This window comes from Moritella sp. (assembly GCF_013215705.1).
GTDB lineage: Bacteria > Pseudomonadota > Gammaproteobacteria > Enterobacterales > Moritellaceae > Moritella.
The window spans coordinates 1-16412 of record NZ_JABSQR010000001.1; the positions used below are offsets into that span (position 1 = coordinate 1).

Here is a 16412-nt window from a genome sequence, read left to right on the forward strand (position 1 = left end):
TATGTTGCTCTTTAACCTTCTTTGGTAATTATGAAAACTTATTTAAGTTAACATTGCAACTATTCTGACACTGGGGGAATCACGTCGACAAGGATAAATACATATATTTGGGGAATATTAAACCGATTGAATATGATAATTTTATTGTTGTTAAGGATGATGACATATCTGAAGATTTGAACAAAATAATAATACAGCGCATCTCAGCATTAACAAACTATTATGGAAGAGTAACAGGAAAATTGCTGACGAATAAATACGTTATCTTCATTAACCAATTTAAGTTATCGTCTTCTGGAGATTACGCTGGAGGATTGCTTGGTAATCAAGTTCAACTAACGTTAAGTAAGGGAAGTGGTGATTTTACTGATCCGCACTTTTTAAGTTTGAATTATCTTGTTGCACATGAACTTTTCCACTTATGGAATGCATCTTTATTTACCCACAAAGGTTCATCATGGTTGCATGAAGGTTCTGCGGACTATATGGCATATACAGCGTTATTAGATTTAGGGATGATAAGTAAAGAGGTTTATGATAAAGAAGTCGAAGAATCATTGAACATCTGCGCATCGCGTTTGGGGAAATATTCAATTGAACAAGCAGATGAAAATAATGATAATGACATGATCTATAATTGCGGCTCATTTATTCATTATTCAGTTGATAAATTTTATGGTGACAAAAGTGCTATGAAGATATGGGAAACTCTCTTTAGTAACAGAGAGAAGTTTGGATATTATAATAGTAAGGACTGGTTTAAAGCACTGAACATGCGTTTTAGCGACAAGCAATATAATGACACGTTATTTTCGTTAGTAAATAATTTAGTCAAAACCGACCTAATCATAGAGCAATTTAAGACTCTTGGCTGGCACATTAAAGAAACTTTAGTCACAACTAAAAATCATAACTTCCAGTTAGCCTCCGATATGTTTAAGCATCTGATGATTGTTGATTGTGGTGGTTTTGATTTTAATTTGCCAGAGGATGTTTTTTTTATCAATGACCTAAAATGCAAACAATTTAAAGCTGGGCTAGTCGTTAGCATTGACGGATATGATCATTTCGATGAAAATTCAGCTGATATGTACAATGAAGTTAGAGGTAAGTGTTTAACCTCTAAGCCAATAATGATCAAGATGTCGGATGGTCAAGAATTAGAATTTATTTGTTCTGATGCGCCTCGTAAATTACTACCCTATCTAGCGCTTATTCATGATCAACCAAACGATGTTCGATGATTATTATGTTTATTTATGTAAAATGCTTCAATCTACAGCGAGGGAGCATTGTTCTCTAACCAGGTTAAAGGGTGTTGCCATAAATGACTTGCCTTGCGACTAAAAAACTTCATGTGGCCGATTTTATGTTACAACGAGAGGGGAAACAGAAGAATGTTAGGTTTTTCAATCAATGCAATAAGTCTACGTATATACAGAATTCTGGTGTAATTCGTTAAGAGTAACTGGCTATTTAACTATTAATCGCGATACAATGCGATCTTTGCAAATATTATTTGGCGTACTGCCGAAATGTTTAAAGGGTTCCAAAATGACGATTAATACTTTGATGGCCTTCGCTGGTATCGTTTTTTTATTGGCAATAATTCCAGGTCCCAATGCACTGCTCATTTTGTATACCTCATTGGCCCAGGGAAAGCGATTTGCGTTCGTTAATATAGTCGGTGTTGGTTTTGGTTTTCTGATCCATGCTTTTGTATCTGCACAAGGGTTAAGCCTGTTACTGTCTCAGTCTGCTGTGGCTTTTAATATTTTTAAATGGCTCGGGGTAGGTTATTTACTGTGGCTGGGCGTGAGTAATATCAAAAATGGCCTAAAGCTGTCTCAGCTAACATTGGAACCGACTAAACCCAGCATTAACCCATCTTTGCTCAGTAGCTTTACGAAAGGGTTATTAACAAATTTACTCAATCCCAAGATTGTGTTGTTCTATCTGTCTATCTTCCCTCAATTTATTTCACCCCAGCATATTTTAGAACAAAGCATGATGTTAGGGCTTGTTCAGGCGTTGGTTGTGGCTAGCTGGTTTTTTGTGGTCATTCTGTTTGCGACGAAGCTTAAAGCGTTGCTGACAACACCTCGAATAGCTAAATGGTTAAATTATGTCAGCGGTGGACTCTTTGTCAGCTTTGGTGTGAGTTTAGCCAGTACTCGGTTGTAATGTGTTTTAAAGCTCGTTGAACTGGTCTAGCCATTGAGTGAAAGAGCTTGATACTTGCGTAACGGTACAAGCTCCATAGTTAAAAAACCAGACTGGCGCATCTGTTTGCTGACTTGCACAATCGCTAAGTTTGAAACAGAACATGTTACCCTTACAATCCGATGCAAACAAAATATGCCCCTTTGGCATGCCACTCATTTCATATAGTTGTGATAGTGAAGCGACATCTTCCAGGCTTAAGAAATCTTGTACTTCAGAAATATCGGAATTCAAATCGCAAATTTTAGTTAATACATTTGGCGTGTGAACTAAGCCATATGTAGATATTAAATATTTATATGAGTCAGGTAAAATACCCTGTAATTTTGATTCAAGCTCTGTAATATCCTGAGTATTGATTGGTACCATGGCGTTTTTACTGCCCCAGTTTTTTACAAATGTATCAATGCTGTTCATTTTAAATACTCCAAGACCGTTAACGGTACATTACCGTGATTCACGATGAAAATTGTCTTAATTTAATAATGAAAGCAAGATACAGATGATGAGTAAATCATTCAATTTATTATTACTTTTTTAATTTTGATCTAAGAAAATTAGACATGAAATAGCGTTTTTCGCTGCTTAACCCCCAGCCTAAGTTAAGTCTTTTATTCCCTTCTAATGACAAATGTCTATTTTTATGTAAATTGACTTCTTTCACTTGGTCTATATTTTTCCAGTCAAATCTTCGGTACCAGCCAAATGAACCTATACCTATAAAGATAAGCGCCTTGCCATTCTCATTACGGACACATGTTCGACCAAATATATTCATTAATGTAAGAGTCATTAAGACAATACTTCCTAGTAGGAAAGGCAAGCCAAACAAAGATAGACTTGGATCGAATTCACCATTGATTAGCTGAGAACCGTATATCCCAGAAAGAGATCCTCCAGCCCAAACGAGTGTGAAGGGGACGAGGAAAATCGCAGTTATACTTCTATTTGAGGCCTCCATTGACCAGTTATAGCCGTTATCTTCCACTTTGATGCCACTTACTGGTTGGGTAATATCAAAATTGTTGTTGGGCTGTTTTTCTAGTATAGACGATAGGATTAAGAGGTTTTGGCAGCTCGAACAGTAGGCGGTATCTTTAGCTACATTGATGTCTTCGGTTTCAATTTTTATTTTACATTGGGTGCAAATAACGTCCATTTTAGATTCTTACTCCTGCCAATTGAATGACATTCATTAAAGGCATTCTTCCTTGTGTTCGTCGTAAGTGGATGTACGAAGATCTTTACAGGTTTGGCCGATAAGAAAGTCTCATAGATAGGCACATAGTACCGATAAAGCTTGGAGTGTTAAAGGGAAGTGAGGTATGAAATTACTCTTTAATAACAAGGTATTAAAAAGTAATTAGTCTGAATCTAGAATGTTATCTACCCATTAGCAACCAGTTGAATCTACAAATATTTCTGGGGGAATACTGCTACTGCATGCTTCTTTATATTGAACATAACAAACGGATTCATCATAGCCGACCTTAATAAACCAGCAATCTGGATCTGATCTGTCTTCGCTAAAAACTTGAATATCTTCAGCGTCGAGGGATATTAATTCAACAATTCCAAGACCAACACCTTGTTCGCCTTTGCTTTCAGGGTATTTATACCATGAATCAACCGGTCCTAAATTAGTTTGGATAGCCCTTAGCGAATCTGGTCCTGTATCTGGCGTGTTCTGTATTATACCTTTCATATGTACTGAAGAAGAAACACTTCTCATACTTCCCGCAATTGACTCTAAAACACTGATACACGCATCTCTTGAAATATCAATAAATTTAGGGATTGCCGTAGCGGCCAGTATACCCAAAATTATAATCACGATAACGAGTTCTATTAGCGTAAAACCCGTGTTGATATTTCTATTTGACATGTAGACGACTCATTTTTAAGTGATTATTGCTAGTTGTGTATTACGCGTAATCTTGCCTAATACTTTTTTGTTGGTGTAACAATAATGAAAATTACACTTCCTTACAAATTTTTATGGTATTTAAAATACAATATTTGTACTTATTTTATTTTGTGTAAACAGAATTACATGATTTTGTAGTAAACGCCGTCGCGGCATTAACTCGAACGGCAGGTCAGCCATAGATAATTTCGTATTGATGATTAGGTGCATTATCAAATTACATTCTTATAAACAATGAATACTATATAAATCATCACTTGCTCGAAACTACCTGAAATACCCGGTAAGATCATGGCACAGATCGCAATTGAGCCAGCAAGTAATATGTTGATCGAGGTAGGCTCCAGATTAAGCGGTAGCAGTACGATAATACTATAAGCAAAAGCAATACCAGCAAGCACGACCACAGTGGAATCGGGTGACTGTGCAGCATCCATGCATTAGCTAATCATCCGTTATAAAGTCAGTCTCGCTACCAACTCGCCCTGTGACTTCTGCCGACTATGCCTGTGACAAATGTAACAAAATCAATAATTAAAGCTTCTTTAATCTGGCGTAGCTTTACATCGATTATTGCAAAGTGTATAAATATAAATAGAGCTATTACTCTATTTGTATTTACTATAAAAGGAACTACAAGTGAATAAAATCACAAAAACACTCTTAATCTTAGCGGTTGTCTCTGCATGTGCATTGGCTGGCGTCATGTTATATGCCACTCAAATCGGAAACGGTAATCTTCCAGCAGCAGACCCTAAAGGTTATACAATCATTGAAGCGAATGGTCTTAGTTTTGCGGTTGATATACGTGGAGACAAAACGGGGACACCGGTTATATTGCTCCACGGATTCCCAGAGTCAGCAGTGATGTGGGACAAATTCATGGACGAGCTCACTGCACAGGGCTATTACGCTATTGCACCAAATCAGCGTGGTTACAGCGCCGGTGCTCGACCTGATGACGTTGAACAATATCAATTGAAATACCTGACTTCAGATGTCATTGCGATTGCCGATCAGCTCGAATTAAAACAATTTCATTTAATTGGTCATGACTGGGGCGCAGCGGTAGGTTGGCAGGTTGCGGCAGAAAACCCTGATCGTGTGATCAGCTATGCGGCTATTTCTGTTCCACATATTGATGCTTTCGGTAAAGCGTATCGTGAAGATACAGCACAATATGAATCGAGTGCTTACATCCGTTTCTTTCAGAAACCGATCTTACCTGAATTCATGATGGCGAAAAATGATTATGAGCGTTTAAGATCTATTTGGTCACAGCATGACGCAGCTGAAATTGAACACTACGTTGGTATTCTTGGTCAGGAGAAAGCCCTGACAAGTGCCATCAACTGGTATCGAGCCAACTTTGCTGTATTCACAAATGGTTTAGATGTTGGCAAAGTGAACGTGCCAGTTACGTTTATTTGGGGAAATCAAGATCATGCGCTTAAGCGTTCTGGCGTAGATGACACTAAAAATTATGTCGAAGCTGACTATAAATTTATCGAAATGGATGCCGGCCACTGGATTATCCAGGAAAAATATCAAGAACTGACAGGCCACTTGTTAGATCATTTAGCTAAGTATAGATAGGTTTCAATTTAATTAGCTTATACAAAGATAAACACCTGCTTGGTCTTTTTAAACCAGATTTGAAAATAAAAGGATATATATGAAAAAAATTATAATTAGATTATTGTTGATTGTACTCGTTGTACTTTCTCCCATTCTCTACCTCATTTACACATTTGCCTTTACAGGTCCTATATCTGATGCGGAATTTCAGAAAAATCTTCCCAATATAGTAAAAAACCTTGAAGTCAAATTTGATGGTGACGGTGAAGAGACCTTAGTGTTTATCCATGGCTACCCTGACAGTTTGGAGCTTTGGGACAAGCAGGTTGAATATTTTAAAGATGATTATTCGATTGCTAGATTCACGTTACCTGGGTTTGAGTTAGAAGATAATGGAGAAAGACCTCATTACAATATAAAACAGATCCGAATGATAATGAACGCCTTTATTAAAGGTTTAAATAAGGAACATGTCACCGTTCTGGCTCACGACTGGGGCGCTGTCTATGCTTCTCAGTATCTTAAGAAAAATGACTTAGTAGATAGACTGGTGCTATTTGACATCGGTAGTTTTGGCGATGAGAAACGACCAACCATCAATGTTAAATATACCTTTGCACTTGCCGTTGCTTGGACTTTACCTGAATTTTTAGGCGATAAGTTAGCACTATATACTGCGGACAAAATTTTAAAAATTGAAGATGTGGACCCTAATAAAACAATCGCCGATTTGCGTTCAGATCCCCGAATGACTTATCCATACTGGCATTTGTGGAACTCTGTATTGACGAAAAACACAACAAAAGCGACAGAGATAAAAGATTATGGCACGCCTTTCCTTTTCATGTACGGGAAGGACAAAAAGGTCTGGTTCCATGCTAAAAGCTGGGAAAAAGAGCTACAAGAACAGAATAAGGGGCAAGTTGAAGTTGTACCTGGAGGTCATTGGTTTATGCAGTCTTCGCCTGATCTAGTTAATAAAAAGATCTATAATTGGTTGAGCTCTCACTAAAAAACAAATTGCTGGCCACTTGCTTACTCATTTATCGATGATCTTGCAGTGGCACAGTGAATTAACTCAATTCGTTTATGGCTAATAAGGTAAAATTTTAACTGCCGCATCTTCTCCAGTTTCCCCCAATTGCCTCATTGATAATGCGTTTAGGTAACGCCAGAGAAACACTAGAGTGGGGGGCAGTTAGGATGGTACTAGCTACTATAACCAGATGATTTTTAATGTGAACAGCTTAAATCGACAACGGCATGCCGATCAATAATGGATGTAGATAAAATATAAATACGCCGGTTAAAATAACGCCAATAATGATAGCAATAATGTCGTTTATTCCGTTCGATTTAAGTCCTGGAATGACGCGTGGCGTTCTCTTTTTCATCGAGATCCTAGCAACACCAGCCCAGATTATAAACGCCCCGAAAAGTATGACATCGGCCAGCATGCCATTTACTAGCAGATGGCTGAATGCCCATAGTTTTACCGCGATTAGCTGGGGATGCTTGGTTACTTGTTTTATTTTTCCCGGGAGGTAAGGAGCGACAAAAAGTACCATAGCTGGCAGCATCAACAAGTAAGTCAGATGCTTTAACCAGTAAGGTGGTACATACACAAGTACAGGCTCGAGTCGAAGTGCAGCATAGCCTTTGGCAATAAGTACGATACCTACAACGGATATGAGTGAATAGATAATTTTCCATCCGTTCTCGCTTTTCGCGGCCATTCTGTTTCTGAAATCTTCAGCAATGATTGATATTGAATGAATTCCGAGAAATAGGAATAAGCCTGTGATTAAACTCAACATAAAATATTTCCTTCTAAGTCTGCAAATTAAAACTCACGATAACCTTGTTCAACGTTATGAATGTTGTGTAAAATCAAATTGCGCGCAATTAAAAGTAGGATAAGATCACAACAACGTGTTTTTTAAGGAAATAAACGATTAAACATTTTTTGTAGATAACCTTAATGGTCATATTGAAGCAACCAAGCCGTCGCACTTTCTGAGGCAGTCGTTCCTATCCTACATATGAGGGAAGGTAAACTCTGTTTGCGAACCAAAACATATCCGATTCACAGTTAAAGTTCATTGAACTGGTCTAGCCATTGAGTGAAAGAATCTGATACTTGCGTCACGGTACAAGCACCATGGTCATAAAACCAGACGGGTGCATCTGTTTGCTGGCTTATACAATTGCTCAGTTTGAAACAAAACATGTTGCCCTTACAATCAGATGCAAACAAAATATGCCCCTTTGGCATACCGCTCATTTCATATAACTGAGACAGTGAAGAGATATCTTCTAGGCTTAGGAAATCTTGCACTTCAGAAATATCGGAATTCAAATCACAAATCTTAGTTAACACGTTTGGCGTGTGGACCAAGCCATAGGTAGATATTAAATATTTATATGACTCAGGTAAAAAACCATTTAACTTTGATTCAAGCTCTGCAATATCATCATCATTTATTGGTACCATGGCGTTTTTACTGCCCCAGTTTTTTACAAATGTATCAATGCTATTCATTTAAAAACACTCCAAGATCGCTAACGGTTTATTACCGCGATTGACGATAAAAACTGTCTTAATTTTATAATGAAAACAAGATACACAGGATAACCATACGATTCAATTAATTATTGATATAACCAATGAATACTATATAAATCATCAATTGGACGATATGTTTGGATTTTGGCAAAGTAGCGTTATCGGGTCTGCAAGGCCAACACGAATAAAACTCAAGGAAGAACATCATGGCTAATAAACAAGCGTTTCATAACACCAACTTACCTGATATGCGTAATGCTTTTAGTTGGGGACTAAAGTTGAGCGATTTTGATGAGATATTTTTTGTCACTGGTCATGCCGACTGCAACCCGCAATTTATCACCCAACATCCCGGAGACCCTGTTGCGCAGACACGTCTTATTCTTGCACAGATGAAGGGTTTCCTGGAAGACGCAGGGTTCAGTATTAATGATATCGTGCGCACTGATTGGACATTTGTCAATGAAATCAGTGGCGAACAATTTGGTGAAATAGCGGGCGTGTGGGAAGCGTTTCTGGCTGATGTCGAGGTTAAACCCGCAACCGGTACATTGCGTTATGTTCAACGTTTAGGGATGGAAAATATGATGGTTGAATATGAAATGATGTTGGCAAGGTAATATGAGTCATGAATTGATATTGGTTAATACATATAAAAACATGCTGCCTTGTCATAACAATACCTTCTCAGCATTTTAATTTAACCGTGCTTATTATATAGTTTTGTTTATTTATGTACTTTTATAAAGCGCTGCATTGATTATGATTAGGATGGAAATTTTCTTATGGCTGAGTTATTTAAAGACGTTTATTGCCCTGTATTTTATGACAAGTTATCGGGTGTATTAACCAAGGTAATACCTGAGTTTGATTCGGTTAAATTTAACCAGATGATCTTTGATGATAGCTTTGTGGATTATGAACTAAAGCAGCGTATGTATCATACCGCTGAAGTGTTGAATCACTTTATGCCGGTAGATTTCAGTGACGCTGTGGTCGTACTCAAATTGATTATTGGTGAGCTGCGGGAGCAGGGGATTAAAGAACAAAGCATTGAATACATGTGTCTGCCTGCTTATATCGAAATTTATGGTCTGGATGATTATGACAGTGCTGTAGATGGCTTTGAATCTGTGACTCAATATACCAGCTGTGAATTCGCGGTTAGACCTTTCATCATACGTTACCCTACCAAGATGTTAGCGCAGATGCTGGCATGGACTACACACGAAAGTCGCCATGTACGCCGCTTAGCGAGTGAAGGTTCTCGGCCTCGACTGCCTTGGGCGATGGCACTGCCCACATTAAAACATGATCCTACGCCTTTGCTCCCCATATTAACTGCATTGAAACAAGATGACTGTGAAGTCGTTAGACGCAGTGTGGCGAATAACTTAAATGATATTGCTAAAGACAACAGTGATGCCGTGGTGCAGATAGCAACGCAGTGGTTAGGTCATAATGCGCAGACAGATAAACTCGTTAAACATGCGTGCCGTACTTTACTTAAACAAGCTCAGCCAGAGATCATGGCATTGTTTGGCTTTCAACAAGACCAAATAAAGCTCACCGCAATGGCGATAGCAACGCCTATCGTGGAAGTAGGGGATAAGCTCACGTTTAACTTCTCGATTGAAAATACCAGCCATCAGGCGCAAAAACTGCGTCTGGAATACGGCCTGTATTATCTGAAAAAAAATGGCAGTTTGACACGGAAAGTCTTTAAAATTAGCGAACGCGTGATAGCTGCGAATGCGCAAGAACACATAACTCGTCATCAAAGCTTTAAAGTGATCAGCACTCGTGTGTTTCATTTGGGGAGTCATAAATTGGCCATTATTATTAATGGCCAGGAAAGTAGGACCAGTACCGAAAAAGAGGCGCTGGTTAGTTTTGAATTAACAGATGGAGGCTAATGATTAAAAATCACTTAGTTTCCATGCGTTAACTTCATTATCCATCATCATAGGTGTGAACAGATATTGTTTGTTGGCACCTATATCCGCTAAGCCCGGTTTCAAACTTAAGACTAACTTACGTTCTTTTCCTTGCAGTTTAAACAGTTCACCGGTGAGCCAATCACTGACATAGATAGACTTATCCGCTGTCACAATGACACCGTCGAGATTACCAAGTTTATATCCGGTTGGTACTGTCGATAACTGCTGTTCTGCAATGTTTAATCGTAATAGTGAACCGAGTTCAGCTGTCGAAAAATCACTGTTCATTCCTTTGCCCCAACTGCCCACTAACAACTCACCTTGCTGTGCATATAAGCCGTTAGGATGAGGTAATGCAGTGCTTTTAAACCAAGCTTCAAACTGACCATTTTGGAGGCGATAGATTGTGCCTTCAAGTAAATCGCTTACATAAATCGACCCATCAGTAGTGGCTGTCACATCGTTGAGCATTTTAGCGTTTGGCGCTTTATATGTGTTTTCTACTTTGCCAGTTGTAGTATTTATCTCGACTAGTTTTTGCATATCAGCGACATATAAATATTGGCCAGATACTGCTAATCCCTTTGGAGCATCCAGTCCTTTAAGCCAATGCTGGTCCACCATTTTTCCGTCTATATTGGCGATACTGATGTAACCTTGACCATTGAGTTCCATTGGCTGGCCGTTGATGTTACTGATATAGATAAATTGTCCATCAATGCTGGTGACCACAGACTCTGGTTGATCTAAGTTATCTATTGTCCATTGGGGTTGCTGGGCATTGGCGGCGTAACTCGTCAGGGATGCCGCAATAATCGAGAGGGTTAACGCCGTTTTCTTTATTTTATTCCACTGGCTCATGGTTCAGTTCCTTTTGGTTTGTTGATTAAGCACGTTAATTAGGTTATCAATAGTTGAGCACAATTCAATGTGTGCTTAGCTGAGTATTAGGAATTGATACTTATTGTTAACTTTAGGATCAGATTATGGATGAACAACGACAACGTACCGGGCTATTTAGTACGCTTAAACAAGTTTTAAAATCACAAGGGCTGCGTTATCGCGATCTTGCCGAATTGATGGATACGTCAGAACCCACCATTAAACGGTTATTTAAAGAGCAAGATTGTAAGCTAAGTCGATTAATGGATATCTGTAAAGCGATCGGGGTTAATTTTACCGACTTAGTTGAGTTATCCAGTAATCGCCCAACTGAGCCAACAGTACTGTCTATCGAAATAGAATCTGCGCTGGTGGATAACCCTGGGTTGATGTCGTTCTTTATGCTACTGATTAGCGATTTTGATTTAAAAACGATAGCGTCACAAAATAACTTACAGCAAACGGATATATATTTATATTTACGAGAGTTAGAAAAATTGTCGTTGATTAGACTAGGACAAGGCAACCACTTTTACTTTGTTGTAAACCGACCGATTAAGTGGCGCTCTGATGGGCCTATGCATCAGACATTAGTCAGGGTTAATCAGCGTTTTATCAAAGAGGCGATCTCTTCACATACAGGGACTAATTATCCATTTTACTCCGCGAGTCGGTTATTAAGTGAGGCCAGTAGTAAGCAGTTCTATCAAGAAGTCGATAATCTGTATTTTCGCTTTCAGCAACAAGCCACATTAGATCAAATGTTTTATCCGACAGAAGAACTGAAACCGTTTAAATTGGTTGCGACCACAACGCCTTTTGACCTTGCTAGTTACTTTAAAGTGCCAACCTTTAAAGTTTAGAACGTATTGAGTATACCTATATATTGTTATCTTTATAGTTGATATAACCAAACCCGCTTGTATTTACAGATTAATTTATATTGCTGATGGCATAAAAAACTTGCATCTTGATTACATTTAAATTAAATTGCCGTCATCAAATCGAGTGACTCGATTATTTTGTTTTTATATGGACTTTTAATACAGTGATACAAACCATCAATCACACATTTCGTATTTCCCTACCGTACTTCTGATCTCTGATTAGCGCGAGCTATTTGCTTTGCCGCCTAGAATTTAACATCTCTCGTTATTTATTAAATTGTGAATCGCAATTGTTATATTTGTAATTACACACTTTAGAGATAAACAATTAAATATGTATTTTATTTCAAGCTGAAGAATGATGACAAACTCAAAACAACACAATGATTGGTCTGATGTATTTGTAAATATAGATCCGACTGCAGAACCACATTATTTGAATGCGATCTCGCATACCGCACAACAACTTTCGACAATGATTACGGCGATTGATGCGCCGTATTCAGGGTTGGAACCAGCGCAATTGAATGAGCTGATCAAGGCAATGCCAATTGGCAAAGCACCGATTGCCCCCTTGGCAGACATCATTTCGAATAACGTTGACCTAATCGGTAAAAACTCAATTATTGTGCAGCACCCGCATTGTATTGCACATTTACACACGCCACCGTTAATCCCAGCATTAGCGGCTGAAACGATTATTTCGGCATTAAATCAATCTATGGATTCATGGGACCAAGCGTCTTCTGCTACTTACGTAGAACAGAAAATGACAGATTGGTTATGTGAACTATTTGGTTATAACCTGGAACAGTCAGCGACAAGTAATGGCGCTGATGGTGTATTTACCAGTGGTGGTACGCAAAGTAATTTAATGGGGCTATTATTAGCACGTGATCGTGCGGTAGAACAGATCTCGGGTGAAAGCGTTCAAAAAGACGGTTTACCAAGTTACGCCAAAAAATTACGCATCCTATGTTCGCAAACCAGTCATTTTACGGTGCAAAAATCAGCATCGTTAATGGGGCTGGGTGAGCGTGCTGTTGTAACTGTCGCGACCGATGAATTTGGTCGTTTAGATATGAACGCGTTAACTGCAACGATTGCTGATTTACAATCTCAAGACTTGATCCCGTTCTGCGTGGTTGGTACTGCGGGTACCACTGACCTTGGCGCGATTGATGATCTGCAAGCCATTGCGGCTATCAGCGAACAGCACAGCATGTGGTTCCACGTTGATGGTGCATATGGCGGGGCATTGATCTTAAGCTCGCACAGAGACCGTTTAGCGGGTATTGAGCTAGCTGATTCGATTAGCACCGATTTCCACAAGTTATTCTTCCAACCGATTAGCTGTGGCGCATTATTGATCCGTGATAAACACAATTTTAAATACTTGCTGCATCATGCCGATTATTTAAATCGTGAAACGGATGAACTGCCAAATTTGGTTGATAAATCCATTGCCACGACCAAGCGTTTTGATGCGTTAAAGCTACTGATGTCTATGCAAGCTTTGGGGACAGATAAATTTGGTGCGATGTACGATCACCTCATTAGCTTGACTCAAGATGTAGCAGCGTTAGTAACAGCAACGGACAAGTTTGAACTGTTAGCGCAACCGCAATTAAGTACCGTGTTGTTTAGATACAACGACGACGTGACGATTGAGCATGAAGATGAAGTCAGCGTGATCAATCAACGTTTACGTTTAGATCTGTTAACAGCAGGGCAAGCCGTATTAGGCGAAACCAAAATCAATGGTTATACCTGTCTAAAACTGACGATTTTGAATCCATGCTTGCAGTTAAATGATTTTCAAAGCTTGTTTACCAAGATCGCTGATTTTGCAGCAGAGCAAGATTATATCAAGTAGACAAAGCAAAGATAACACTGGTTGGCGTTTCTTGAATACGCCAATTAGTGACAGGATAGGCTGTTTAGATATTGAATCTAAACGCTAATTAATAAATAACAAAAAAGAATAAGTTTAAGGAATAGATATGTCTGTATTACAAATTGGTGCTGGTGGTGTTGGTTGGGTTATTGCGCATAAATGTGCACAAAACAATGACGTGTTTGGTGATATCACTATCGCATCACGTACAATCGCTAAATGTGACAAGATCATCACGAGTGTGCACAACCGTGACAACTTAAAAGACAAGAGCCGTAGCTTAGTATCACGTCAAATCAACGTTGATAACAAAGAAGCACTTATTGCATTAATTGAAGAAGTAAATCCAGATTTAGTAATCAATGCTGGTCCTCCGTGGGTTAACGTCGCAATCATGGCCGCGTGTGTCGCAACGAAAACGGCTTACCTAGATACATCTGTAGCAACGGATCTATGTAGTGAAGGCCAGCAAGTACCAGAAGCTTACGATCCACAATGGGCATTCCGTGAAGACTTCGAAAAAGCCGGTATCACAGGTATTCTTGGTGCTGGTTTTGATCCAGGCGTAGTAAGCGTGTTCGCAACATATGCTTACAAGCACTTGTTTGATGAAATCGATAGCATCGACGTAATGGACGTAAACGCGGGTGATCACGGTCAACGCTTTGCAACTAACTTTGATCCAGAAACAAACATGTTAGAGATCTTAGGCGATTCGTTCTACTTTGAAAACAAAGAATGGCACCAAGTGCCTTGCCACAGCCGTGTAATGGAATTTGATTTCCCAGTTGTTGGTCAGCAAAAAGTTTACTCAATGGCGCACGATGAAGTACGTTCATTAGCAGAGTTCATTCCTGCAAAACGCATTGAATTCTGGATGGGTTTCTCTGATAACTACCTAAACTACTTCAACGTAATGCGTGACATTGGTCTATTAAGCCAAGTACCTGTTACAACTACAGACGGTATTACGGTTGAACCACTTAAAGTATTGAAAGCTATCTTACCGGATCCAACATCACTTGCTGCTGGTTACACAGGTAAAACATGTATCGGTACTTGGGTTCGTGGTACCAAAGGTGGCAAGCCACGTAGCGTATTCGTATACAACATTTGTGACCATGAAGAAGCATACAAAGAAGTTGAGCATCAAGCGATTTCTTACACTACGGGCGTGCCTGCAATCACTGCCGCATTACTTTACTTCCAAGGTAAGTGGAGCGACGTTGGTTTGTTCAATGTAGAACAGCTTAACCCTGATGACTTCTTAGACTTGATGCCGCGCATTGGTCTAACGTGGGAAGTTCAAGAGTTGGAATGCTAATAATGCCGGCTGCTAAAGCTATGCAAACAGAGGCGTCTAGCACGCCTCTGAAAACACCTTATTTCATGATCCATGAAGATAACTTGTTGCGCAATCTTGAGATCTGCAAGCAGTTAAAAGATCTGTCTGGTGTAAAACTGGTGTTGGCGTTGAAGTGTTTCTCTACTTGGGGAACATTCAACACTATCAGTAAATACCTAGACGGTACAACCAGCAGTGGCCCGTACGAAGTACAGCTTGGTCACGAAACATTCCCCGGTGAAACACATGCTTATAGCGTGGGTTACAGCGAAGATGATGTAATTGCTGTGCGTGATATTGCCGATAAAATTATTTTTAACTCGGTATCACAACTTGAGCGTATGCAGCCTTTGTTGCCCGCTTCAAGCAGTGTTGGTTTACGCATCAATCCAGAAGTGAGCTATGCAGGACAGGATCTTGCCGATCCCGCGCGTGCTTATTCTCGTTTAGGGGTTAAACAAGCGGGACTAACTGCGGAAACAGTGGCTAAACTTGATGGTTTGATGTTCCACATGAACTGTGAAAATAAAGACTTTGTTGCTTATAACAAGATCTTGACTACTATTTCAGAACAGTTTTCAGCACACTTGGATCAAGTTTCATGGGTGAGTCTGGGTGGCGGTTTGTTTTTCACTTATCCTGGCTATCCAGTGGCAGAATTAGCATTAGCACTTAAAGCCTTTGCTGAAAAACACCAAGTACAACTATATCTTGAACCGGGTGAAGCTGTTATTACAGATACCACAGACCTTGTTGTATCGGTATTAGATATTGTTGAAAACGATAAGAAAACGGCGATTGTTGACAGTGCAACCGAAGCGCATCGTTTAGATACGCTTATCTATAACGAACCGGCGAGTTTTGCACAAGCAACTGAAGATGGTCAGCACCCTTATATTATTGGTAGCTGTTCATGTTTGGCGGGGGATATATTTGGTGAAGCCAATTTTCCACAACCATTACAAGTTGGCGATCGTTTAACCATCAAAGATTCAGCAGGTTATACCATGGTGAAACTGAACTGGTTTAACGGCCTAAAAATGCCAAGTATCTACTATAAGCGTGTTGGTAGTAATGGTGTTGAAGGTAAAATAGAAACCCTGAATCAATTTAATTATCAGGATTTCAAGGCGACACTGGGCCAAGGGTAATCTTGCCAAGTGTAAG

At 39.3% G+C, this 16412-nt stretch carries 17 protein-coding genes; 10 read left to right on the forward strand and 7 right to left on the reverse strand.

Annotated elements, in window-relative coordinates; genetic code table 11:
* The first annotated feature begins 107 nt into the window (after positions 1–107).
* Together HRT96_RS00005 and HRT96_RS00010 are read left to right on the forward strand one after the other, a co-directional pair.
* Complete coding sequence (locus tag HRT96_RS00005; RefSeq protein ID WP_293150406.1) at positions 108–1244, forward strand: hypothetical protein; 1137 nt, start codon at positions 108–110, stop codon at positions 1242–1244.
* Positions 1245–1554: 310 nt separating this feature from the next.
* On the forward strand, positions 1555–2184 hold the full coding sequence (locus HRT96_RS00010) for a LysE family translocator (RefSeq protein ID WP_293150409.1): 630 nt from the start codon (positions 1555–1557) through the stop codon (positions 2182–2184).
* A 6-nt stretch (positions 2185–2190) separates the two neighbouring features.
* On the opposite strand, the gene HRT96_RS00015 is transcribed toward HRT96_RS00010, so the two are convergent.
* The 4 genes from HRT96_RS00015 to HRT96_RS00030 all read right to left on the reverse strand — a co-directional run bounded on the left by HRT96_RS00015 (position 2191) and on the right by HRT96_RS00030 (position 4587).
* Positions 2191–2640 (reverse strand): SMI1/KNR4 family protein, encoded by a 450-nt coding sequence (locus HRT96_RS00015; RefSeq protein ID WP_293150412.1) that lies wholly within the window; start codon positions 2638–2640, stop codon positions 2191–2193.
* 112 nt (positions 2641–2752) lie between these two features.
* Positions 2753–3382 (reverse strand): hypothetical protein, encoded by a 630-nt coding sequence (locus HRT96_RS00020; RefSeq protein WP_293150415.1) that lies wholly within the window; start codon positions 3380–3382, stop codon positions 2753–2755.
* 234 nt (positions 3383–3616) lie between these two features.
* Entirely contained in the window at positions 3617–4108 is a 492-nt protein-coding gene (locus tag HRT96_RS00025) for a prepilin-type N-terminal cleavage/methylation domain-containing protein (RefSeq protein WP_293150418.1), read from the reverse strand.
* Between the two features lie 254 nt (positions 4109–4362).
* Positions 4363–4587 carry a DUF368 domain-containing protein gene (locus HRT96_RS00030; protein WP_293150421.1) on the reverse strand — a complete coding sequence of 75 codons (225 nt, stop codon included), beginning with the start codon at positions 4585–4587 and terminating at the stop codon, positions 4363–4365.
* A 202-nt stretch (positions 4588–4789) separates the two neighbouring features.
* Here HRT96_RS00030 and HRT96_RS00035 point away from each other — a divergent pair, with 202 nt between their 5' ends.
* The gene (locus tag HRT96_RS00035) at positions 4790–5746 is read left to right on the forward strand and encodes an alpha/beta fold hydrolase (protein WP_293150424.1); all 957 of its coding nucleotides are present in this window, start codon (positions 4790–4792) and stop codon (positions 5744–5746) included.
* A 79-nt stretch (positions 5747–5825) separates the two neighbouring features.
* Positions 5826–6740, forward strand: a complete 915-nt coding sequence (locus tag HRT96_RS00040; RefSeq protein ID WP_293150427.1) for an alpha/beta hydrolase — start codon at positions 5826–5828, stop codon at positions 6738–6740.
* 235 nt (positions 6741–6975) lie between these two features.
* Here the strand turns inward: HRT96_RS00040 and HRT96_RS00045 are convergent, their stop codons facing one another.
* Both HRT96_RS00045 and HRT96_RS00050 read right to left on the reverse strand, forming a co-directional pair.
* Positions 6976–7545, reverse strand: a complete 570-nt coding sequence (locus HRT96_RS00045) for an NnrU family protein (protein WP_293150429.1) — start codon at positions 7543–7545, stop codon at positions 6976–6978.
* A 275-nt stretch (positions 7546–7820) separates the two neighbouring features.
* A complete protein-coding gene (locus HRT96_RS00050; RefSeq protein WP_293137928.1) occupies positions 7821–8270 on the reverse strand; it encodes an SMI1/KNR4 family protein in 450 nt (149 codons plus the stop codon).
* A gap of 230 nt (positions 8271–8500) precedes the next feature.
* On the opposite strand from HRT96_RS00050, the gene HRT96_RS00055 reads away from it, so the two are divergent.
* Together HRT96_RS00055 and HRT96_RS00060 are read left to right on the forward strand one after the other, a co-directional pair.
* Positions 8501–8914 (forward strand): RidA family protein, encoded by a 414-nt coding sequence (locus HRT96_RS00055; protein ID WP_293150432.1) that lies wholly within the window; start codon positions 8501–8503, stop codon positions 8912–8914.
* Between the two features lie 165 nt (positions 8915–9079).
* Positions 9080–10210, forward strand: coding sequence for a DNA alkylation repair protein (locus HRT96_RS00060; RefSeq protein WP_293150435.1), 1131 nt, complete (start codon positions 9080–9082; stop codon positions 10208–10210).
* Between the two features lie 3 nt (positions 10211–10213).
* On the opposite strand, the gene HRT96_RS00065 is transcribed toward HRT96_RS00060, so the two are convergent.
* A complete protein-coding gene (locus HRT96_RS00065; protein WP_293150438.1) occupies positions 10214–11095 on the reverse strand; it encodes a hypothetical protein in 882 nt (293 codons plus the stop codon).
* A gap of 125 nt (positions 11096–11220) precedes the next feature.
* Between HRT96_RS00065 and HRT96_RS00070 the strand changes: the two genes are divergently transcribed.
* From HRT96_RS00070 to nspC, 4 genes are all read left to right on the forward strand, one after another.
* Entirely contained in the window at positions 11221–11979 is a 759-nt protein-coding gene (locus HRT96_RS00070) for a helix-turn-helix transcriptional regulator (RefSeq protein WP_293150441.1), read from the forward strand.
* 385 nt (positions 11980–12364) lie between these two features.
* Complete coding sequence (locus tag HRT96_RS00075; protein ID WP_293150593.1) at positions 12365–13879, forward strand: aspartate aminotransferase family protein; 1515 nt, start codon at positions 12365–12367, stop codon at positions 13877–13879.
* A 127-nt stretch (positions 13880–14006) separates the two neighbouring features.
* Entirely contained in the window at positions 14007–15224 is a 1218-nt protein-coding gene (locus HRT96_RS00080) for a carboxynorspermidine synthase (RefSeq protein ID WP_006034442.1), read from the forward strand.
* Between the two features lie 2 nt (positions 15225–15226).
* Positions 15227–16396 carry a carboxynorspermidine decarboxylase gene (nspC, locus tag HRT96_RS00085; RefSeq protein WP_293150596.1) on the forward strand — a complete coding sequence of 390 codons (1170 nt, stop codon included), beginning with the start codon at positions 15227–15229 and terminating at the stop codon, positions 16394–16396.
* Positions 16397–16412 lie beyond the last annotated feature (16 nt).